Source organism: Arthrobacter sp. W4I7 (assembly GCF_030816215.1).
GTDB lineage: Bacteria > Actinomycetota > Actinomycetes > Actinomycetales > Micrococcaceae > Arthrobacter > Arthrobacter siccitolerans_A.
In genome coordinates this window covers 4,166,469-4,187,151 of record NZ_JAUSXU010000001.1, presented here as the reverse complement: position 1 = coordinate 4,187,151, position 20,683 = coordinate 4,166,469, and the positions used below count along the sequence as shown (strand labels likewise).

Sequence of the window (20,683 nt, the reverse complement as noted above, 5' to 3'; positions counted from 1 at the left end):
GCCGCTGCAGGGACGCCTGAGCCCCGGGCCGGAACGCGCCGCAGGAGGCCCGCCGCAGCGAGCTGTTCAGAGAGGTGGAAAAGGAACGGCGGGATGTTGCCGGACGAGGCTGTCCATGGTCCCTTTCCAAGCCGACAGGACGTCCCGGCAGCGGTGCTTTGCGGCCGTTGTCACTATTTCCGGCCGGGCCGGGTTTCCCCCGTGGCGAACACGCTCCACAAGTTCCGGCCGGCCACGTAGCATCAAAGTACGTCGTAGCTAGGAGTGTGGCGAAATGTTTGAGCGATTTACGGACCGTGCCCGTCGCGTAGTTGTGCTTGCCCAAGAAGAGGCACGCATGCTGAACCACAATTACATCGGTACCGAACACATCCTCTTGGGTCTGATCCATGAGGGTGAGGGCGTTGCCGCCAAAGCTCTTGAGTCCTTGAGCATTTCGCTCGACGGCGTTCGCGAGCAGGTGCAGGAGATCATCGGGCAGGGCCAGCAGGCGCCGTCCGGCCACATCCCCTTCACCCCCCGTGCCAAGAAGGTGCTGGAGCTCTCGCTGCGCGAAGCCCTCCAGCTGGGCCACAACTACATCGGCACGGAGCACATCCTGCTGGGCCTCATCCGCGAGGGTGAGGGTGTTGCTGCCCAGGTGCTGGTCAAGCTCGGCGCCGACCTCAACCGGGTCCGCCAGCAGGTCATCCAGCTCCTGTCCGGCTACCAGGGCAAGGAAACCACCGGCGCAGGCGTCGGCTCGGGCCAGCCCGAAGGTGCTCCGGCCGGTTCCGTGGTGCTGGACCAGTTTGGCCGCAACCTGACCCAGGCTGCCCGCGAAAACAAGCTGGATCCGGTCATCGGCCGCGAGCAGGAGATGGAACGCGTTATGCAGGTCCTCTCCCGCCGCACCAAGAACAACCCGGTGCTGATCGGTGAGCCCGGCGTCGGCAAGACGGCCGTCGTCGAAGGCCTTGCCCAGGCGATTGTCCGCGGCGACGTCCCGGAGACCATCCGCGACAAGCAGCTCTACACCCTGGACCTCGGGTCCCTGGTGGCCGGCTCCCGCTACCGCGGTGACTTCGAAGAGCGCCTGAAGAAGGTCCTCAAGGAAATCCGCACCCGCGGCGACATCATCCTCTTCATCGACGAAATCCACACTCTTGTTGGTGCCGGTGCCGCCGAAGGTGCCATCGATGCTGCGTCCATCCTGAAGCCCATGCTGGCCCGCGGTGAACTGCAGACCATCGGTGCCACCACGCTGGACGAGTACCGCAAGCACATCGAAAAGGACGCCGCCCTGGAGCGCCGCTTCCAGCCGATCCAGGTCAAGGAACCCTCCGTGGCGCACGCCATCGAGATCCTCAAGGGCCTGCGTGACCGCTACGAAGCACACCACCGCGTCACCATCACCGACGGCGCCCTTGCCTCCGCTGCCAGCCTCGCCGAGCGCTACATCTCGGACCGCTTCCTGCCGGACAAGGCGATCGACCTGATTGACGAGGCGGGCGCCCGGCTCCGTATCCGCCGCATGACCGCTCCGCCCGAGCTCAAGGCCATGGACGAGCGCATCGCCAAGCTGAAGATGGAAAAGGAGTCCGCGATTGACGCGCAGGACTTCGAAGGTGCAGCTTCGCTCCGCGACAAAGAGCAGAAGATGATCACCGAGCGCTCGGAGAAGGAGCGCCACTGGAAGTCCGGCGGCATGGACGACATCTCCGAGGTGGATGAGGATCTCATCGCCGAGGTGCTGGCCAACTCCACCGGCATCCCCGTCTTCAAGCTGACGGAGGAAGAGTCCTCGCGCCTGCTGAAGATGGAAGACGAACTGCACAAGCGTGTGGTGGGCCAGGACGAGGCCATCAAGGCGCTGTCCCAGGCAATCCGCCGGACCCGTGCAGGGCTCAAGGACCCCAAGCGTCCCGGCGGCTCGTTCATCTTCGCCGGCCCCACCGGCGTCGGCAAGACCGAGCTGGCAAAGGCACTCGCGGAGTTCCTGTTCGGTGAAGAGGACGCCCTCATCACGCTGGACATGTCCGAGTACTCCGAGAAGCACACCGTCTCGCGGCTCTTCGGTGCCCCTCCGGGCTACGTGGGCTACGAGGAAGGCGGCCAGCTGACCGAGAAGGTGCGCCGCCGTCCGTTCTCCGTGGTGCTGTTCGACGAAGTGGAAAAGGCCCACGCGGACCTCTTCAACTCACTGCTGCAGATCTTGGAAGACGGCCGCCTGACCGACTCCCAGGGCCGCGTGGTGGACTTCAAGAACACCGTGATCATCATGACCACCAACCTGGGCACCCGGGACATCTCCAAGAGTGTTGCCACCGGCTTCCAGTCCGGCACCGACACGCAGACCGGCTACAACCGCATGCGTGCCCGCGTGACGGAGGAGCTCAAGCAGCACTTCCGCCCCGAGTTCCTGAACCGTGTGGATGACGTTGTGGTGTTCCCGCAGCTCACCCAGGACGAGATCATCGAGATCGTGGACATGTTCGTTGGACGCCTGGAGAAGCGCCTCAAGGACAAGGACATGGGCATCGAGCTCACGCCCAAGGCCAAGGTGCTCCTCGCTACCCGCGGCTACGATCCCGCTATGGGTGCCCGGCCGCTGCGCCGCACCATCCAGCGCGAGATCGAGGATCAGCTCTCCGAGAAGATCCTGTTCGGCGAGATCCACGCCGGCGACATCGTCGTAGTGGACGTGGAAGGCGACGGCGACGACGCCAAGTTCACGTTTGCCGGCAACGCCAAGCCGCGCATCCCGGAAATCGCCCCGAGCGTCTAAGTACCACAGCCAAAGCCCCGCCACTCTGCAATGAGCGGCGGGGCTTTCGCTCGTTAAGGCCCCGCGGCTGGGTCCGCTCCGGCGCCGGAGCCATTTGCCGCTTGCTGCTCCTTCGTCGCTTTGACGCAAGCTACACAAATGACCCCAGCACCCTCGCTAGCGGCCTCATGCACAGGAAGTGCCGCGACAGGTTCGGACTTGCGCGGCCCTGCCCTGGACCCATCCGGTACTCCTTCCGCACGAGGTGCCGGGTATCAGGGATTTATGTAGGCGCCGTCAAAGCGAAGAAGGAGCAGGCGCCGGGAAATCTCTGATGGCCGGCAACGGACGCAGCCATGGCAACGCACTCAAGACAAGGCCGGGGCCGGAGCGTACCAGCCACGGAAACGCACCCAGGTGTCGGTCGCCTTCCGGTTTGTGATATGGGGCACAGTCGGGGTTGAATCGGGGCATGGCTAACTTGGAACCGGTGATCCCGGATGAGCGACCTTTGACTCCTTTTCATGACCTTGACCATTACCTCTCCATCCCACGGGTGAGTGGGCTTGCTTTGAGCCCGGACGGCACCAGGCTGGTCACTACCGTGGCTACCCTCAACGGCAAGGGAACCGAATTCGGCACGGCGCTGTGGGAACTGGATCCTGCCGGGCAGAAGCAGGCGCGCCGGATTACCCGCAGCGCCAAGGGTGAGGCCGGGGCGGCGTTTGCGGCCAACGGCGACGTCTACTTCACCTCGGCGCGGCCCGATCCTGAAACCCCGGAGGGTGATCCCGTCAACGCGCTGTGGCTGCTGCCGGCCGACGGCGGTGAGGCCCGGGTGGTGCTCAACCGGCCGGGCGGTGTGGGCTCGGTGCTGACCGCCAGGAACGCTGACGCCACCTTCGCCGTGGCGGAGATCCTGGCCGGCTCGGCGGATGAGGATGACGACGCCGAACGCCGCAAGTCGCGCAAGGACAACAAAGTCTCGGCCATCCTGCACAGCGAATACCCGGTGCGGTACTGGGACGCCGACCTCGGGCCCGGCCAGCCGCGGATTTTCGCCGTCGAGCCTGGAAACGGTGAGGAGCCCGGGAAGCCCGCCACCGTGGACGCCGCCGCCCCGTTGGTGCTGCGGAACCTTACGCCGGATGCAGGGCCCCGGCTGCGCGAAGCGGAAACCGCAGTCAGTCCCGATGGCCGCACCATTTACGCGAGCTACACCAAGCCGCTGGCCAAGGCGGACAGCCGCTCCATCCTGGTGGCTGTTGACGTGGCTTCCGGGACCACGCGCGTGCTCCTGGACCAAGAGGGCATGAGCTACTTCCCGGGCCCCGTCAGCCCGGACGGAAACACCCTGGCGGTGGTCAGCGAGAGCGACAGCACCCCGCACCAGGCTCCCCAGATCAAGCTGCACCTAATGGATGTATCCGTAGCGGCCGTATCCGAAGGGGTCGAGCCCGGGACTGGCAGGCTGGGACCCCTCGCACACGACTGGGACCGCTGGGCCAAGCCCGCAGCCTGGCTGCCCGACGGCTCCGGCCTCCTGGTCACCGCGGACGACGACGGCGCGTCGCCCGTTTTCCGGGTCAGCGTTCCGGCGGCCGCCGCTGAGGTGGGCGTGACGCGGCTAACGCAGGACGCCGCGGCATACACCGACGTCGTGATTTCTCCTGAGGGGCGCCACGCCTATGCCCTGCGCAGTTCCTATGAGTTTCCGCCCGAGGCGGTCCGCATCGACCTTCAGACCGGGGAAACGACCCGTTTGCCGTCGCCTGCCGAACGGCCTTCCCGCTCCGGGAGGCTTGAACGGATCGCGGCCAGCGCGGCTGATGGTTCGCGGGTGGCGGCCTACCTGGCGCTGCCCGAGGGCGCGTCCGTTGAGTCACCGGCTCCGATGCTGCTGTGGATCCACGGCGGGCCGCTGGGATCCTGGAATGCCTGGGCCTGGCGCTGGAACCCCTGGCTCCTCACTGCCAAGGGGTACGCGGTGCTCCTGCCGGATCCAGCGCTCTCCACGGGTTATGGCCAGAACTTCATCCAGCGGGGCTGGGGTGCCTGGGGCAAAACGCCGTTCACGGATCTTATGGCGGCCACTGATGCTGCCATCGCGCGGCCTGATATTGACGCGGAGCGCACTGCCGCCATGGGTGGCTCCTTCGGCGGCTACATGGCCAACTGGGTTGCAGGCCAGACGGACAGGTTCAAGGCTGTCGTGACCCACGCCAGCCTTTGGGCGCTGGACCAGTTCGGTCCCACCACCGATGCCTCCCAATACTGGCTCAAGGAAATGACCGAAGAGATGGCACGGGAGAACTCGCCGCATCTTCACGTCGAGAAAATCAACACCCCCATGCTGGTGATCCACGGTGACAAGGACTACCGCGTCCCGATCGGGGAGGGGCTTCGGCTTTGGTACGAGCTGCTGTCCAAGTCGCAGCTTGCCGCGGACCAGGAAGGCCGGACCCCGCACCGGTTCCTGTACTTCCCGGACGAGAACCACTGGGTCCTTCAGCCACAGCACGCGAAGGTTTGGTACGGGGTCGTAGAGCACTTCCTGGCCCGGAACGTCCTGGACCAGGATCTGCCCGTGCCTGCCGAGCTGGGACTCTAATTTTCCTTGTTGGCACCGGCTCCTAGCTGGGCTCTGTGGCCTCCGGCTTGGAGGCTGGGACATTTCCCGCGTGCTGCTCGTTCCTCGCTTTGACGCACGCTACATAAATGTCCCAGCCTCCTTCACCTCGTGCCTCGGGTCGTCTCGCACGCAGGCTCGATGTCCCAACCCTTCGCGCCTCTTGCCGGCCGTCGCCTTGAGGCGAAGGCTAGGGTCCCAGCCTTTGCCTCTTGCCGGGAGTCGCCTGACCGCACAAACCAAGCACGGCCTTTCCACCTATTGCATTGCCGTGGTCGCTGCCTTCGGACGCTAAGCAGCCCGGCCTTGCTTTCTTGGCAGCGGCCCTACTTTCTTTGGGGCTAGGGTGCGTCGACCTTTTGGGCTTCTGTTTCCTTCTCGTTGGTCAGGACCTTCTTCCCTCGGCCGTGTTTGAAGTGGAAGTAGGCGTAGCAGGCTGCCACGAAGGGGACTCCGAAGTAGAGGGCTGTTGCCTGGGTGGGGTCGAAGGCTATGCCGATCAGGGAAATGGCGCACAGCACGAACGCGGCAATGGGCAAGATCGGGAACAGCGGGGCACTGTACGGGAGCGACGCGGTGTCGCCGCCCGAGCGCAGGAAGTTCCGGCGGTGGAAGAAGTGCGCCGCGGTGATGGACATCCAGACGCCCACCGTGGCAAATCCGGCAACGGATACGAGGACCAGGTAAACGGTTGTTGGTGCCACCACACTGCTGATCAGCGAAGCCAGGCCGCCCAGCATGCTGACGCAGAGGGCAAGCAGTGGGATGCCGCGCCTTGTGAGTTTTTGCAGGGCTTTTGGGGCGTGGCCTTCATCCGCAAGGGAGAAAAGCATCCGGGCGCAGGAAAACAGGCCGCAGTTTCCGGCAGACAAAAGTGCGGTGATGATAACGAAATTCATGATGTCGGCGGCGTAGGGAATGCCCAGCTGCGAGAAGACGGTGACAAAGGGGCTTTGTTCGAGCGACGTTTCCTCGTAGGGCACCGTACCGGCGATAACGGCGATGGCGCCAACAAAGAAAATCATCAGGCGGATAACGGTGGTCCGCATCGCCTTAGGAATATTGGCTGCGGGGTTGGCAGTTTCTCCTGCCGCCACGCCAATGAGTTCAGACCCCGAGAATGCATAGAAGACAGCAAGGGTGGTGATCAGCACTCCGGTAATTCCGTTGGGAAACAGGCCCTGCGGCGTATTGAGGTTTTCACCCAGGAACGGATAGCCGTTTTCGGCCAGCGGATGAAAGCCGAGCAGGGCTGCGCCGCCCAGGACAATCAGCCCGATGACGGCGGCAACCTTTATGAGCGCGAACCAGAACTCCGATTCACCAAAGACCCGGGAAGAGATGGCGTTTAGCGTGAAAAGCACGGCAGCAAAAACGAGGCACCAGATCCAGACGTCCACCTGCGGGAACCAGCGCTGCATCAAAAGGCCGGCAGCGGTGAACTCCGAGCCCAGGGCAACCGCCCAGCAGAGCCAGTAAAGCCAGGCGGTGGCAAAGCCGGTGGCGGGACCTATCGACCTCGCTGCATAAATGTGGAAAGCACCTGACACCGGGTACGCAACTGCCAGTTCACCCAGGCAGGCCATCACCATGTAAACCACCACGGCGCCGAGGAGGTAGGCGATGATTGCTCCCAGCGGCCCTGCCTGGGCAATGGTGTAACCCGAACTGAGGAACAGTCCGGACCCTATGACACCTCCCATGGCAATCATCACCAAGTGACGGGCCTCCATGGACCGTCGAAGGCCCTGCTTCTCATCTTGCGCCAACGGTTCATCGGTCAGCGTGGGGGAGCCTATGGCCATTTTTCCTCCGGGTCGGGCGGCTGCACCTTTTGGGGTGACGTGGATAACATCCGCAACACTGGTTGGTTCCGGCCCGCGTCCGCAAACGCTGCCGGATGTGAACTCCTAACTCTTCGCCATCCGGCTCGCTTCTCACAGTCGAGGGCAAGCAAAACTTCACCTCAGCAGCTCTATGAAGAAATCAGGCTGGCGCAGCACCAGCCGCCGAACCCCAGCAGCGAACCATGCCAGCACTCGAACTAGGATTGCCCTGTGACTGACTCCTTCCATATCCGGCCTGCCCGCACCAGTGACGTGTCCGCGATCAAGAAGCTTGTAGCCCCGCTCGCGGAGCAGCGGATCTTGATGGCCAAGGAGACTGTGGCGTACTACGAAAGCCTCCAGGAGTTCCGCATCGCAGAGTCCGACGGCGGCGACATCATCGGCTGCGGGGCGCTCCACGTCATGTGGGAAGACCTGGCCGAGGTCAGGACACTGGCCGCTTCCGAGGAATGGCGCGGACAGGGCGTGGGCCATGTGCTGGTGGAGAGCCTGATTGAGGAAGCCCGCGCCCTGGGTGTGGCCCGCGTCTTTTGCCTTACCTTCGAGGTGGACTTCTTCAAGCGCCACGGCTTCGAAGTCATGGCAGACCAGTCCGCCGTGGACCCAGTGGTCTACTCCGAGCTGCTCCGCTCCCATGACGAAGGCGTTGCCGAGTTTCTCGACCTCGCGCGGGTGAAACCGAACACCCTTGGCAACACCCGCATGATCAAGTTCCTCTGACTAAACTCCCCATTCCGGGCTTGCGAAAAACTGATGCCGTAACCCGCTGACCTGCAGTTCCTTTTACTCGAGTTGATGGATAAACTAAGCTCGGCCGGGTTTGGGGGCCCAGGGAAAGGGACGGTCATTGGGGGCTGTCCCTTTTCTGTACCCGGGCAGATCCCGACCCTATCGCCTCGCCACCCGCCGGTAGTAGGGTCGGGAATGTCATCCTCCAGGAAGCAGACCCAGGAGCACCGCCATGAAGAAACTCATCAACGATCCAAAGTCGGTAGTTGAAGAATCAGTGCAGGGTTTTGGCCAGGCACATGCAGACCTAGTCAACGTCAGTTCAGACCCCACTTTCATCACGCGCAAAGATGCGCCGGTCAGTGGGAAAGTAGGCCTCGTCTCTGGCGGCGGCAGCGGCCACGAACCCCTCCATGCCGGGTTCGTGGGCCGCGGCATGCTCGACGCCGCCGTGCCGGGGGCGGTGTTCACCTCGCCCACGCCGGACCAGATCCTTCCGGCGACGCTCGCCGTGAACTCAGGTGCCGGCGTCGTGCACATCGTAAAGAACTACACCGGTGACGTCCTGAACTTCGAAACCGCAGCGGAACTCTCGGAGGCGGAGGGCGTGAACGTCCGCACCGTCCTGGTCAACGACGACGTAGCCGTGGAGGACTCGCTGTACACGGCTGGGCGCCGCGGGGTGGGCGGAACGGTGTTGGTGGAGAAGATTGCCGGTGCCGCAGCCGAACGGGGCGACGACCTGGACGCCGTTGCAGCCATCGGCGAACGGGTCAACAGAAACGTCCGCACCATGGGCGTGGCATTGTCGGCCTGCACTGTTCCCCACGCGGGCTCGCCAAGCTTCGACCTGGCCGAGGATGAAATCGAGATCGGCATCGGGATCCACGGTGAGCCCGGCAGGCACCGCATCCCCATGGAGAACGCGGACGGCATCACGGACCGGCTGCTGGAGCCCGTGCTGTCCGACCTGAGGATCACCTCCGGAGACAAGGTGCTCCTGTTCGTCAACGGCATGGGCGGCACTCCACTGAGCGAGTTGTACATTGTGTACCGGCGGGCCGCGCAGGTGCTCGCTGAGAGGGGCGCCGCCGTCGAGCGTTCCCTGGTGGGCAATTACATCACCGCACTGGAAATGCAGGGCTGCTCCATCTCCGTGCTGAGGCTCGACGACGAGCTCACGGAACTGTGGGACGCGCCGGTGCACACGGCAGCACTGCGTTGGGGCGTGTAGCGGTGGCCCTGGATGTGAACTGGACGGTCAAGTGGCTCACGCTCTGTGCCCAGGCCATGGCGGAGCACCGGGTGGAGCTGATCGAGCTGGACCGGGCCATCGGGGATTCGGACCATGGCGAGAACATGGACCGTGGATTCCAGGCCGTCCTGAACAAACTCGCCGAGTCGCCGCCGGAAACCCCGGGGGCCGCGTTGAAGCTCACGGCCATGACACTGATGTCCAAAGTGGGCGGTGCGGCGGGCCCGCTGTACGGGACGGCATTCCTGCGGGCGGCCACGTCCCTGGGTGATGCTCCCGAAATTGATCCTGCCGCCTGGGCTGGTGCCCTCACCGCGGCGCGGGACGGCATTGTGGCCCGCGGGAAAGCTGAGCTGGGGGACAAGACCATGGTGGACGCCTGGACGCCCGCGGCTGAAGCGGCTGGCAAGGCGGCCGCAAATGGCAGCAATGAGCCGTTGACCGTCCTGGTTGCTGCGGCCGAGGCTGCGGAGGCGGGGGCAGTGGCCACCGACCCGCTGGTGGCACGGAAAGGGCGGGCCAGTTACCTGGGCGAGCGGAGCGCCGGCCACCGCGATCCCGGCGCGGCGTCCAGCGCCCTCATCCTGCGTGCTGCGGCAAAGGCGGCTGCGTGACCGTCAGCATCGTGGTGGTTTCCCATAGCGAAAAGATTGCCGACGGCGCCGCGGAACTTGCCGCGCAAATGGCGCCTGACGTCGTCATCCTGCCGGCGGGCGGCACCACCGACGGCAGGATCGGCACCAGCCTGGAGAAGGTCATGGCCGCACTGGACCAGGTGCCCAACGGCGGCGGCACGGTGATCCTCACCGATCTGGGCTCGGCCGTGATGACAGCGGAATCAGCGCTGGAGTTTGTGGACAATCCTGCCGACGTGGTGCTGGCGGATGCACCGCTGGTGGAAGGACTCGTGGCCGCCGCGGTGGCTGCGCAGGGTGGCGGCGACGTGCAGGCGGTCAAGCAGGCAGCGGAAGCAGTGCGAGGTCCTGCCAGGCAGCCCGGTGCCCCTGGGCTGCAGGAGGTGGAGGAAGGTTCCGTCACCGGTTCCGGGCCAGACTTCACCGGCGACTTTGAGCTCATCAACCAGGCCGGCATGCACGCACGGCCGGCTGCCAAGATAGCCGGCGGCCTCTCGTCCCTGGATGCCGAAGTCCACGTGAACGGCGTGGACGCCACGTCCATGACAGGGCTGATGACCCTGGCAGCCGGGAAGGGATCGGTGCTTCACGTTGAAGCCTGGGGCGTGGACGCCGAACGCGCCGTGAACTACGTGGGCGGGCTGGTGCAGGCCGGCTTCGGCGAGCCGTAGGGCGCCCGTTCCTGACGCCTGGACAACCGGAATGATGCCCCGGCGGTGTGTTCGCACCGCCCCGGCAGGCTCCTGCGAATATGCTCGATGCCATGGAACGGCTCGACCTCGAAGACAACGCCCCGGATATCGCCGTGCTGGAGGGGCAGACGTCCGTTGAGGAACTCCTCGCTGACCTGGGCTTCGAGTGGTTGCCGGAAACTGCCGCAGGAGCTGGTGTTTCCGGGGCTTCCGCGGGGGAGAACTTCAGCCAGCCCGCGTTGTTCTAGGACCCGCGTTTGTTACAGGACCGCGATTGTTTTAGGACCGGCGCTGTTCCAGGATCAGGTTCTTTCCCGCAGGCCCTGGGCGTCCAGCAGCACGGACGCAGAAATGAACCTGCCGCACTGCTCGCCGAAGGGGTAGTTGCCCCGCGGGCGGAAATCCAGGGTCCGCACGGGCAGGACTGATCCATCCGGCGCAGTTGCGGAAGCCGTCACCGCCATGGAGGATTCCGTCAGGTTTTCCAGGAACAGCGTGGCGATCTTCGTCCCGTCAGGGGAAGCCGTCGCGGAGCAGGCGCCCTCCGGGGTGCAGCCCTGGTCGATCGACGCGCTGCCCGCGCGCAGCTCCACATCTTCTTCCTTGCACTGCCCGTCCTGGCAGGCCTTGACGTGCAGCTTCTCCACCTGCGGTGCGTAGTCCGCTGCAACGGTAACCGCAACAGCCGTGGCTTGGGCGATGGCAGGGCAGGGGACCGCCCCGGGGCCGGGCCCGCACGCAGTGGCGAGTCCCGCCGTCGTCAACAACGCCAAAAGCAGCCCGCCCTTGCCCATACTTCAGCGTAAGGCCGGGGGCGCTGCCTGCCTGCGCTCTATGTTGAAGTGATGCAAACATCGTTATGGTGCCCCTCAGCTGTGGCTGGATCAGCCCAGCGGGAAGACGCCGATGAACCAGAACAAGGCAAGCGCGAACACGGCGAAGAAGGGGATAAGGCACCCCATCGCTGTCCGGGGTCCTGACGAAACCTGCATCGACTCGTTGGGGTTTCCCGGGTTGTAGGCTACCTCGATCAGCGAACCCGGGACGGGCTTACCGGCCGAGGAAACATCGGATTCGCCCGCGGACAGTGTTCCGTGCGGGTCCGTGAATTGGTACATGGGGAAAAAGCGCCGGCTCCGGCTGGATCCGCCGCCGCCGTTGGTCCACCCCGCGATGCTGCCGGTGACGGTAGCCTGCGCCCGCGGCCTGCCCGCAATCTGCTGCTCCCGGTGCCGCGTTTTGCGCACTGCATGGACACAGGCCAAGGCGGCGGCCACAACGAACAGCGCCCACACAATGTACAGAATGGTTCTCACGGTTTTCCCCCTGTTCCAGTCTCCAAGAAGTATGCCATCCCACGTATTTGTTCACGCGGGCCTCCTCCGACACGCTTAGGCGGGAAGCCGGTATCCGCCGTCATTCACCTCGGCAAGGCCGTCGGCAAGCAGTCCCGACAGCGCCCGGTCCAGTTGCTCGGCGGCGGAGTTGAGCCTGTGCAGGGCGGCCAATGGCACGGCGATCCCCTCCGGTGCGAACCCCAGGTCCGCCGGCTCCCGCTGGAACATCTCCGCAGGCACCGGCGCCTCCGCTACGCGCAGTACCGCCATCACGGCTCCACGCACCTGGCGGTCGGTGCCATGCCAGGCCTGTCCCTTGGGGACGTACGACGGCGGTGGCTCACCTGCAGCCCGCCAGGCACACGAGTCGCGGACGGGGCAGTCGCCGCACTTGGGCGCGCGGGCCGTGCAGACCAACGCCCCCAGCTCCATCACCGCAGCGTTCCATCGTGCTGATGTGCCGTCGTCGGCCGGCAGAAGCCGGGCGGCCAGCCGCATCTCGGCGGCCGTCAGGGCAGGGGCGGGAAGCGCCGTGCCGGAGATCAGCCTGGCGTGGACCCGCCGGATGTTGGTATCCACCACGGTTTCGCGCCGCCCGAAGGCGAAGGCCGCAACAGCTGCTGCCGTGTAACTGCCCACTCCAGGCAACGTCAGCAACTCGGTGTAGCTGTCCGGAACCTTGCCGCCATGGTCCTGCACAATTGCGACTGCTGCCGCGTGCAGCCGCAGCGCACGGCGCGGATAACCCAGCCTGCCCCAGGCACGCACTGCCTCTCCGGCGGGCTCCCCCGCAAGGCCAGCCGGGGTGGGCCAGCGCTTCAGCCATTCGTGCCAGACGGGCAGCACCCTGACCACGGGGGTTTGCTGCAGCATGATCTCACTGACCAGCACAGCCCAGGCCGAACAGGCCGGCTCGCGCCAGGGCAGGTCGCGGGCGATGCCGGCGAACCAGGTGTTGATCCGGGTGTGCAGCGCCTGCAGTTCCGGCCCCGAAGGAAAACGGGCAGGCGCGGCGGGAGTTAAGGCTTCAGTATCGATCCCAACACTGTAATGGATCCCTTCCGGGAGCCTGAAAAGGGAGGTGGGCCGGCCACTGGGTGGATGTGACCAGAGCGATGGGCCTTACGGCGGCGTGGTGGCACGGCAGATCCGCGGCGGTTCTCTAGCCTAGGAGGATGGGCGGGCAAGGCAATTCAACATCACGCGGCAGGACAACGGCATCCGGATCCAGCATGGTCCGCAAGCCGAGCCCTGCCGTGTACCGGCGGCGCCGGCTGTTCCTTGGTGCGGCGCTGCTGCTGGTGATCGCACTGGTGGTCGGCGGCTTCTCACTTGCCGGCGCCTTCAGCGGCAGCTCCGAACAGGCATCATCCACCGATCCTGCCGCCGGGGCAACCGCGTCCGCTGACCCATCCAGCCAGGCATCGCCGTCGTCCTCTGCTCCGGCGCCCACCCCGACGCCGTCACCTACCCCCACCTGCAACCAGAACCTGGTGACCGTTTCGGCGTCGACGGACAAGGCCGCGTATGGCCCGGAGGAAAACCCGATGCTGACCCTCAAGGTGACCAACGGCGGCACCATTCCGTGCGAGGTCAACATCGGAACCTCGCAGATGGAATTCCTGGTGACCAGCGGAGCGGACCGGATTTTCTCGTCCAAGGATTGTCAGGCGAAGAGCGAGGACCTGGTCAAAATCATTGCGCCGGGGGCAAGCGAAACCGCCAACTTCCCGTGGTCGCGCAACCGTTCTATTGACGGCTGCCAGGCAGTTGAGGCCAAGCCGGGAGGCGGCGGCGCGTACTACATCTTCACCGCGAAGCTCGGCTCCAAAGCCAGCCCGAAGGCTGTGTTCCAGCTGAACTGACGGGCTCTGCGGCGGGCACGCGCTGGCAGGGTTGTCTGTCCGGGATTGCTGGGCGAGGGCGCCAGTTGGGACCTAGAGGAAACGGTCCAGCAGGCTTGCTTCTGCCATCCGGCTGAGGCCTTCGCGCACTGTCCGGGCCCGCTGGTCGCCGATGCCGTCCACGGTCATGAGGTCGTCGATGGTGGCTGCCATCAGGAACTGGAGGCCGCCGAAGTGGTCCACCAGCCGGTCCGCAACCGCCTTCGGAACTGCTTTCAGGCCCGAGAGCAGGCGGTAACCCCGGGGCTGCACCACGGCATCCAGGTTCGCTTCGCCGCCGGCAAACCCCACGATGCTGGAGATTTTGCCCAAATCAATCAGCTCTGTGGGGCCAAGGTTCACCAGTTCGTTAACTGCTTTTTCGATGTCCTCGGCGGAGGCGGTGGGGCTGGCGTAATCACGGATGATCACATCGCTTCCGGGGCCGCGGCCAACTGTGAGCTCATCGAGCTGGAGCGACAGGAGCCGGCCGTCCTCGCCCAGTTCCAGGACGTACTGGGAGATTTCTTCAGAGATGCGGCGGACCATTTCCTGCCGCTGGAGGGTGACAGCGACATCCCTTACCGTCACCATGGCTTCGATTTCCAGGGCGGAAAGCGAACTGGTCACCTGGTCCAGGCGGGACCGGTAGCGCTCCAGGGTTGCGAGGGCCTGGTTGGCGCGGGCCAGAACTTTTTCGGATCCCTCCAGGACGTGGCGCAGGCCGTTTACATACAGGGCGATGATCTGCATGGACTGGCTGACCGAGATAACGGGTACGCCAGTCTGGATAGCCACGCGTTCCGCGGTGCGGTGGCGGGTGCCGGATTCCTGGGTTTCGATGCTGGAATCGGGGACCAGCTGGACGGCGGCGCGGAGGATGTTGCCGGCGTCCTTGTCGCAGATGATGGCACCGTCCATTTTGGCGAGCTCGCGGAGCCGGGTGGGGGAGAAATCAATGCCGATATCGAAACCACCCGAGCAGATGGAGTCGATGGTCCGGTCCGAGCCCAGGACGATCAGCGCACCGGTCCGTCCCCGGAGGATCCGCTCCAGCCCGTCCCGGAGCGGAGTCCCGGGTGCCACTCTGGCCAGGGTTGCCCTGAGAGATTCTTCGGGGCTCCGCGCCATTAAGTGTTTCCCTTCAAAGGTGCGGGCCGGACGCCCGCAGGAATGCCGGTTTTATGCTTCGCCGGCAGGATTCAAAAATGCTCATTTTCCCGCAAGCTCAATGATAGGGGCAAGCGAGCCCAACTTCCGCACAGGCAAGCCCTAAAGTGCCCCGTTAGGGGATGCCTCCAACCGGACCAAAATGCATTCGACGGCGGGCAGCCGGGTGGACATTTTGTGGCGCCGGCCATCACGTTTGCGGCCGCTGCCCGGGCAATCCTTTTATCAGCCCCAGTGTGACGCGCTTGCCAAATCAGGGCCGCGAAGGTCGGATGCAATCAGGCAGGCGCCCCTGAGGTCCACCTCGCACAAGCGGCGGGCCCCAGATCCTTGCCAACCAGATCCGCGCCGGGCTTCAGTTCCGGGTCCAGCTGGTCGGTCTCTGTGGCGAAGTAGGATGCGCGGACTTCTTCACTGACAGCCCACAGGAGCGCCCTTACTTCGGCATGGAGCTCCTGGACGGCCAGTGACAGCAGCCCGGCCGGTTCACCGCCGAGGGCTTTTTCGCTGGTGCCGCGAAGCTGCACCGCACGCGGGGAAGCATCAGGATCGAAGGTCCGCACCTGCGCCTCCGGCAGGTACCAGAGCAGCTCGTGCAGCTGCCTGGCAGCCTCGAAGGCTGCGAAGATTTGTTCGTTGGTGGCGGGCTGCTCGAGCCGGCTCACTCCGCCGAAGAGATCCTGGGACACCATCTGTCCGGCACCAAAAGAGCCAAACAGCGTGCAGCCATTGAATCCCCTGGCCTTCAGGCTGTGATGGATGGTGCAGGAAAGTGTCACCGGCATCTGAATACCGCGTCGGGCGTTAGCGCATCCGTTCCCGCACCATTCGGTCCAGGTCCCTGCTCACCTTCACCAGCGATGCGGCCCGGCGTGCCTTCTGCTCGGCGGCCGTCTGCGTTGCGCGCCGCCGGGCGGGGGTCGCGGCACCGTCGGATTCGTTGCCTCGGACCTGGGAAGTTGGGGCCGACGTCACCAGCCCTGTGGCAAGGGGATCAAAAAAGAGGTTGCCTGGGAAAGAGACACTGTGCACGCCGGATCAGTTCCTTTCCCGGCGGGACATGGAGGTGCGGCGGGACATGGAACCGCATAACACGTTGCTGATCGTTATCATGCGGTCACGGTAGCCCGCACTCATTTCGCGGCTTTGAACTACTGGTTTCCGCGGCGTTAAGCGGAACCCTGGTGATTTGCCGGGCTGCGATAAACTGGAACTTGGCTTTCCGCCAGTCCGTTTCCCGGCCCGGGCCGCAGCGCCCCCGCGCAGTGCCTTCAACGGCGCCCGGGCAGTCCCACCCGCAGCGAAAGTAGCACCGTGTCCCAAGATGTCCTCACCCCCGCCCGGATCTCGGAGATTCACAAAGAGGCAGGCCGACGCAGGACCTTTGCTGTCATTTCCCACCCCGACGCAGGCAAGTCGACGCTGACCGAAGCGCTCGCCCTGCACGCGAGGGTGATCGGCACAGCGGGCGCCTCAAGCGGCAAGGCCAACCGCAAGGAAACCGTCTCGGACTGGATGCAGATGGAGAAGGACCGCGGCATCTCCATCAGCTCCGCGGCGCTGCAGTTCTCCTACCGGGACACCGTCATCAACCTCCTGGACACCCCCGGCCACGCCGACTTCTCGGAGGACACCTACCGGGTGCTGGCCGCCGTCGACTGCGCAGTGATGCTGGTGGACGCGGCCAAGGGCCTGGAAACCCAGACCATGAAGCTGTTCGAAGTCTGCAAGCAGCGCAACCTGCCCATCATCACCGTCATCAACAAATGGGACCGCCCAGGCCTGGACGCGCTGGCCCTGATGGACGAAATCACCGAGCGCACCGGCCTGCAACCCATGCCCCTGACCTGGGCCGTGGGCATCTCCGGCGACTTCCGCGGCGTCTGGGACCTCCGCAACGACCGCTTCGCCCGGTTCCAGCGCAACAACGCCGGCGCGCAGATCGCCATCACCGAGTACTTCACGCCCGAAGAAGCAGCCGAAAGCCAGGGCAACAACTGGTCCGACGCCGTGGATGAGGCCGGCCTGGTCATCGAATCGAACCTTGAGTTCGACGTCGAGGCGTTCCATGCCGGCAAGGCCACCCCCATCCTGTTCAGCTCCGCTGCGCTCAACTTCGGCGTCAAGGAGTTGCTGGACGCGCTGGTGGACTTCGCTCCGCCGGCAGCCCCGCGCCCGGACATCGAGGGCAGGCACCGCCCGGTTGAATCCCCGTTTTCCGGCTTCGTCTTCAAGGTCCAGGCCGGCATGAACAAGGCCCACCGCGACCATGTGGCCTTCATCCGCGTCTGCTCCGGCGTGTTCGAGCGCGGCATGGTGGTCACGCAGACCCGCACCGGCAAGTCCTTCGCCACCAAATATGCGCAACAGGTGTTCGGCCGCGAACGCGAAGTCATTGACGAGGCCTACCCCGGGGACGTAGTGGGCCTGGTCAACGCCTCATCCCTGCGCGTCGGCGACAGCCTCTTCCTTGAAGAACCCGTGGAATACCCCGCCATCCCGCTGTTCGCCCCCGAGCACTTCCAAGTGGCGCGCTCCAAGGACCCCAGCAAGTTCAAGCAGTTCCGCCGCGGCATCGAGCAGCTTGAGCACGAGGGCGTCATCCAGGTGCTCCGTTCGGACGTCCGCGGTGACCAGGCTCCGGTGCTTGCCGCCGTCGGCCCTATGCAGTTCGAGGTGGTGGAGGACCGCATGGCGCACGACTTCAGCGCCCCCATGCGGCTGGAGCGACTGCCCTACTCCCTGGCCAGGATTTCGACGGCGGATGCCATGCCTGCGCTGGCAAATGTCATCGGCGCCGAGGTGCTTTTGCGGTCCGACGGCGAGTACCTCGCCTTGTTCAACGACGTTTGGGCGCTGCGCCGCATCGAAAAGAACCATCCTGACCTGACCCTCGTGCCTATCGGCACGCACAACCCCGCAAAGTAGCCAAAGATGACTGCAGTTAAACCCCGCGCGCTGGTCACCGGCGTCGGCACCATCAACCCGCTCGGCTCATCCGTGGCCGAAACCTGGTCCGCCTTGGTGGCCGGAAAGTCCGGCATTGCACCGCTCGAGGCCGAGTGGGCGGAACAGCTGCCGGTGAAGATGGCAGGGCAGGTCACCGCGGATCTCTCAGGGCACCTCAGCACCCGCGAGATGAAACGCATGGACCGCTGCGGGCAGCTGGCGCTGATCGCGGCACGTGAGGCCTGGAAGCAGGCCGGCGCCCCCGAGGTTGATCCGGAGCGCTTCGCTGTGGTGATCGGCTCGGCCTACGGCGGGCTGGGTTCCACGCTGGAACAGGACAGGACCCTGGCAGCGTCGGGCCCGCGCAAGGTCTCGCCGCACACCCTCACCCGCCTGATGGTCAACGGCCCCGCCGCCTGGGTGTCCATCGATCTCGGTGCCCGCGGCGGCGCCCGGACGCCGGTCAGTGCATGCGCCTCCGGAGCTGAGGCGATTGTCCAGGCAGCCGAGATGATCCGCTCCGGTGCGGCCGACGTCGTCATTGCCGGTGGTGTGGACGCCTCGGTCAACGACCTGGTGATCACCGGCTTCTCCCAGATCCGTGCATTGTCCACGCGCAATGATGACCCGCAGCGGGCATCGCGGCCGTTCGACGGCGGCCGGGACGGCTTTGTGCTCGCAGAGGGCGCCGGCGTCGTGGTGCTTGAGAGCGAAGAGCACGCACGGGCCCGGGGAGCTGCGGTGGTGGGGGCAGTGGCCGGGGGAGCGGTAACCTCCGACGCGAACGACATCGTGGCCGCCGATCCTGCCATGCAGCGCCGGGTGATGCAGAAGGCCCTTGAATCCGCTGGCGTGAATGCGGACGATATCGGTTTTGTGCACGCCCACGCCACGTCCACTCCTGTGGGAGACAAGCTTGAGGGCCAGGCCATCAACGCGATCTTCGGCTCCGGCATTCCGGTGACGTCCACCAAGGGGCATACCGGCCACCTGCTGGGCGGCGCGGGGGCGCTGGCCGCCGTCGTGGTGGTGGAAGCCTTGCGGACCGGGACGCTCCCCGGGACCCTCAACGTTGAAAACCTGGACCCCGAGGTGGAACTTAACGTTGTTACCGAAGACGTCCGCCATCTTCAGCCCGGTACTCCCTCGGCCGGGCTGGTGAACGCCTTCGGTTTCGGCGGGCACAGCGTTGCCCTGGTGATCACGGGCCCATAGTCCCTCGACCGGGACGGTTTGCGCCCGGTCGGTTTCCCGGAGCCGGGACGCTGGAACGGTGCGGTGACGCCCGAACGCTACAGCGTCCCGGCACCGTTCCGGCGATTGCGGCGCAATCGCTTCATCAGCTAGGCCCGGCTCGGAACCGGCATCTCCACGCCGGGATTCCCGGCCTCGGCGGCTGGCTCCATGCCCGTGTGGCGTTCCTTCAGGAAGTACACCAGGCCGGCGGCGATGGTGGACGCGGCGGCCAGTGCGAAGAGGCCCGGGATGACACTGCCGGTCTGCTCCTTGATGATGCCGAAGCCGAACGGAGCCACGAATCCGCCCAGGTTACCCAGCGAGTTGATGATGGCGATGGCCGGAGCCAGCACCAGCGGGTGCAGCCCGGACTGCGGGATGGTCCAGAACAGCGGGGAAGCGCTCTTGAAGCCCATGGCGGCGATGGCCAGGAACACCAGGGCCATAACGGGCGATGCGACGGCGGCTGCGAACGTGCCCACGGCGGCGACCAGGAGCGCGGCCACCAGCAGTGGCTTCTTGGACCTGGCTTTGTCCTGCAGTTTGGCCGCGAAGTACATGGCGAACACCGCGCAGATCCACGGAATCGAAGAGAGGAAGCCGACAGTGAGGTCGGTGGTGCCGGGGATCTGCTTGATGATGCTGGGCAGCCAGAATGTGTTCGCGTAGATGGACAGCTGAACCGAGAAGTAGATGCCGCAGAGCAGCAGGATCTGCGGGTTCAGGAGCATCTTCCAGCGGTTGATTGTGCCGCCGTCGGCTGTGGCGTGCTGGGCATCCTCGGCGCTGATGGCCTGGGACAGGGCCTCCTTTTCAGATGCCGTGAGCCATTTGGCGTCCTTGATTTTGGCGTCCAGGAGGAAGAACACGGTGATGCCCACAAGGATGGACAGAATGCCCTCGAACCCGAAGAGCCACTGCCAGCCGCGCAGGCCAAAGGCGCCCTGGAGGCTGAGCAGAACCCCGGCGATGGGTCCGGAAATGGCTGCGGCGATGGAGGAGCCGGCGATGAAGACTGCGGTGGCTTTGCCGCGCTGCCCGGCGGGTACCCACCGGGCGAAGTAGAAGATGACGGCGGGGAAGAAGCCGGCTTCCGCGGCACCCAGCAGGAAGCGCAGGACGTAGAACATGGTCTCGTTCTGCACGAACGCCATCAGGAAGGAAACGGCGCCCCAGCTGACCATGATCCTGGTCAGCCAGGCCTTGGCGCCGTACTTCTCCATCATCACGTTGCTGGGAAGTTCAAAAATTGCGTAGGCGATAAAGAACAGCCCGGCACCGAATCCGTACGCGGCGGCTCCAATGCCGACGTCAGCCTGGAGGTGGTCCTGCGCGTAGCCGATGTTTGACCGGTTCAGCTGGTTGCACACAAGCATGACCAGCATGATGGGCAGCACGCGCTTGAAGAATTTCTTCGTGGCCGAGGCCACGTCCGCGACAGCATTGTCCACAGACATCATTGAATGTTTCCTTTGGGGTAGATAACGCAGGCCGGCTGCGGGGCGCAGGTAAAGTAGTGGGGCCCGTCACAGCGACCCCACTACTTTACCGGAAGCTGCTTGGGGAGAGCAGCCT

Annotated in this window: 18 protein-coding genes; 10 read left to right on the top strand and 8 right to left on the bottom strand. The window is 65.1% G+C overall.

Annotated features, from left to right (window positions below; translation table 11 throughout):
- The first annotated feature begins 274 nt into the window (after positions 1-274).
- Positions 275-2,767, top strand: coding sequence for an ATP-dependent Clp protease ATP-binding subunit (locus tag QF047_RS19005; RefSeq protein WP_306637651.1), 2,493 nt, complete (start codon positions 275-277; stop codon positions 2,765-2,767).
- Between the two features lie 451 nt (positions 2,768-3,218).
- Positions 3,219-5,357: an alpha/beta fold hydrolase gene (locus tag QF047_RS19000; RefSeq protein ID WP_307280266.1), complete on the top strand. Its 2,139-nt coding sequence runs from the start codon at positions 3,219-3,221 to the stop codon at positions 5,355-5,357.
- 359 nt (positions 5,358-5,716) lie between these two features.
- On the opposite strand, the gene QF047_RS18995 is transcribed toward QF047_RS19000, so the two are convergent.
- Complete coding sequence (locus QF047_RS18995; RefSeq protein WP_307280263.1) at positions 5,717-7,180, bottom strand: amino acid permease; 1,464 nt, start codon at positions 7,178-7,180, stop codon at positions 5,717-5,719.
- 252 nt (positions 7,181-7,432) lie between these two features.
- Here QF047_RS18995 and QF047_RS18990 point away from each other — a divergent pair, with 252 nt between their 5' ends.
- The 5 genes from QF047_RS18990 to QF047_RS18970 all read left to right on the top strand — a co-directional run bounded on the left by QF047_RS18990 (position 7,433) and on the right by QF047_RS18970 (position 10,781).
- On the top strand, positions 7,433-7,942 hold the full coding sequence (locus tag QF047_RS18990) for an amino-acid N-acetyltransferase (RefSeq protein ID WP_307280260.1): 510 nt from the start codon (positions 7,433-7,435) through the stop codon (positions 7,940-7,942).
- Positions 7,943-8,183: 241 nt separating this feature from the next.
- Positions 8,184-9,185: a dihydroxyacetone kinase subunit DhaK gene (gene dhaK / locus QF047_RS18985; RefSeq protein WP_307280256.1), complete on the top strand. Its 1,002-nt coding sequence runs from the start codon at positions 8,184-8,186 to the stop codon at positions 9,183-9,185.
- Between the two features lie 2 nt (positions 9,186-9,187).
- Positions 9,188-9,820 (top strand): dihydroxyacetone kinase subunit DhaL, encoded by a 633-nt coding sequence (gene dhaL, locus QF047_RS18980; RefSeq protein ID WP_306637656.1) that lies wholly within the window; start codon positions 9,188-9,190, stop codon positions 9,818-9,820.
- Entirely contained in the window at positions 9,817-10,512 is a 696-nt protein-coding gene (gene dhaM, locus QF047_RS18975) for a dihydroxyacetone kinase phosphoryl donor subunit DhaM (RefSeq protein ID WP_306637657.1), read from the top strand. The genes dhaL and dhaM overlap by 4 nt, the downstream gene beginning before the upstream one ends.
- Positions 10,513-10,604: 92 nt before the next feature.
- The gene (locus QF047_RS18970) at positions 10,605-10,781 is read left to right on the top strand and encodes a hypothetical protein (RefSeq protein ID WP_307280250.1); all 177 of its coding nucleotides are present in this window, start codon (positions 10,605-10,607) and stop codon (positions 10,779-10,781) included.
- Positions 10,782-10,835: 54 nt separating this feature from the next.
- On the opposite strand, the gene QF047_RS18965 is transcribed toward QF047_RS18970, so the two are convergent.
- The 3 genes from QF047_RS18965 to QF047_RS18955 all read right to left on the bottom strand — a co-directional run bounded on the left by QF047_RS18965 (position 10,836) and on the right by QF047_RS18955 (position 12,743).
- Positions 10,836-11,327 carry a hypothetical protein gene (locus tag QF047_RS18965; RefSeq protein ID WP_307280248.1) on the bottom strand — a complete coding sequence of 164 codons (492 nt, stop codon included), beginning with the start codon at positions 11,325-11,327 and terminating at the stop codon, positions 10,836-10,838.
- Between the two features lie 90 nt (positions 11,328-11,417).
- The gene (locus tag QF047_RS18960) at positions 11,418-11,849 is read right to left on the bottom strand and encodes a DUF3592 domain-containing protein (RefSeq protein ID WP_307280245.1); all 432 of its coding nucleotides are present in this window, start codon (positions 11,847-11,849) and stop codon (positions 11,418-11,420) included.
- 75 nt (positions 11,850-11,924) lie between these two features.
- The gene (locus QF047_RS18955) at positions 11,925-12,743 is read right to left on the bottom strand and encodes an A/G-specific adenine glycosylase (protein WP_307280243.1); all 819 of its coding nucleotides are present in this window, start codon (positions 12,741-12,743) and stop codon (positions 11,925-11,927) included.
- A gap of 302 nt (positions 12,744-13,045) precedes the next feature.
- On the opposite strand from QF047_RS18955, the gene QF047_RS18950 reads away from it, so the two are divergent.
- On the top strand, positions 13,046-13,735 hold the full coding sequence (locus tag QF047_RS18950) for a hypothetical protein (RefSeq protein ID WP_307280241.1): 690 nt from the start codon (positions 13,046-13,048) through the stop codon (positions 13,733-13,735).
- Positions 13,736-13,807: 72 nt separating this feature from the next.
- Here the strand turns inward: QF047_RS18950 and disA are convergent, their stop codons facing one another.
- The 3 genes from disA to QF047_RS18935 all read right to left on the bottom strand — a co-directional run bounded on the left by disA (position 13,808) and on the right by QF047_RS18935 (position 15,955).
- Entirely contained in the window at positions 13,808-14,884 is a 1,077-nt protein-coding gene (disA, locus tag QF047_RS18945; protein ID WP_306637664.1) for a DNA integrity scanning diadenylate cyclase DisA, read from the bottom strand.
- 317 nt (positions 14,885-15,201) lie between these two features.
- On the bottom strand, positions 15,202-15,702 hold the full coding sequence (locus QF047_RS18940) for a hypothetical protein (protein ID WP_307280237.1): 501 nt from the start codon (positions 15,700-15,702) through the stop codon (positions 15,202-15,204).
- A gap of 25 nt (positions 15,703-15,727) precedes the next feature.
- Positions 15,728-15,955, bottom strand: a complete 228-nt coding sequence (locus tag QF047_RS18935; protein ID WP_307280234.1) for a hypothetical protein — start codon at positions 15,953-15,955, stop codon at positions 15,728-15,730.
- Between the two features lie 282 nt (positions 15,956-16,237).
- Here QF047_RS18935 and QF047_RS18930 point away from each other — a divergent pair, with 282 nt between their 5' ends.
- Positions 16,238-17,851, top strand: a complete 1,614-nt coding sequence (locus QF047_RS18930; RefSeq protein ID WP_307280232.1) for a peptide chain release factor 3 — start codon at positions 16,238-16,240, stop codon at positions 17,849-17,851.
- A gap of 6 nt (positions 17,852-17,857) precedes the next feature.
- Positions 17,858-19,087 (top strand): beta-ketoacyl synthase, encoded by a 1,230-nt coding sequence (locus tag QF047_RS18925; protein WP_307280229.1) that lies wholly within the window; start codon positions 17,858-17,860, stop codon positions 19,085-19,087.
- Between the two features lie 128 nt (positions 19,088-19,215).
- On the opposite strand, the gene QF047_RS18920 is transcribed toward QF047_RS18925, so the two are convergent.
- Positions 19,216-20,568, bottom strand: coding sequence for an MFS transporter (locus tag QF047_RS18920; RefSeq protein WP_307280225.1), 1,353 nt, complete (start codon positions 20,566-20,568; stop codon positions 19,216-19,218).
- Between the last annotated feature and the right edge of the window lie 115 nt (positions 20,569-20,683).

What these genes read in the sequence shown, in the direction of transcription:
- QF047_RS19005 (WP_306637651.1), top strand. Translation starts at nt 275, where the DNA reads ATGTTTGAGCGATTTACGGACCGTGCCCGTCGCGTAGTTGTGCTTGCC.
- QF047_RS19000 (WP_307280266.1), top strand. Translation starts at nt 3,219, where the DNA reads ATGGCTAACTTGGAACCGGTGATCCCGGATGAGCGACCTTTGACTCCT.
- QF047_RS18995 (WP_307280263.1), bottom strand. Translation starts at nt 7,180, where the DNA reads ATGGCCATAGGCTCCCCCACGCTGACCGATGAACCGTTGGCGCAAGAT.
- dhaK (WP_307280256.1), top strand. Translation starts at nt 8,184, where the DNA reads ATGAAGAAACTCATCAACGATCCAAAGTCGGTAGTTGAAGAATCAGTG.
- QF047_RS18970 (WP_307280250.1), top strand. Translation starts at nt 10,605, where the DNA reads ATGGAACGGCTCGACCTCGAAGACAACGCCCCGGATATCGCCGTGCTG.
- QF047_RS18965 (WP_307280248.1), bottom strand. Translation starts at nt 11,327, where the DNA reads ATGGGCAAGGGCGGGCTGCTTTTGGCGTTGTTGACGACGGCGGGACTC.
- QF047_RS18955 (WP_307280243.1), bottom strand. Translation starts at nt 12,743, where the DNA reads ATGCTGCAGCAAACCCCCGTGGTCAGGGTGCTGCCCGTCTGGCACGAA.
- QF047_RS18950 (WP_307280241.1), top strand. Translation starts at nt 13,046, where the DNA reads ATGGGCGGGCAAGGCAATTCAACATCACGCGGCAGGACAACGGCATCC.
- disA (WP_306637664.1), bottom strand. Translation starts at nt 14,884, where the DNA reads ATGGCGCGGAGCCCCGAAGAATCTCTCAGGGCAACCCTGGCCAGAGTG.
- QF047_RS18925 (WP_307280229.1), top strand. Translation starts at nt 17,858, where the DNA reads ATGACTGCAGTTAAACCCCGCGCGCTGGTCACCGGCGTCGGCACCATC.
- QF047_RS18920 (WP_307280225.1), bottom strand. Translation starts at nt 20,568, where the DNA reads ATGATGTCTGTGGACAATGCTGTCGCGGACGTGGCCTCGGCCACGAAG.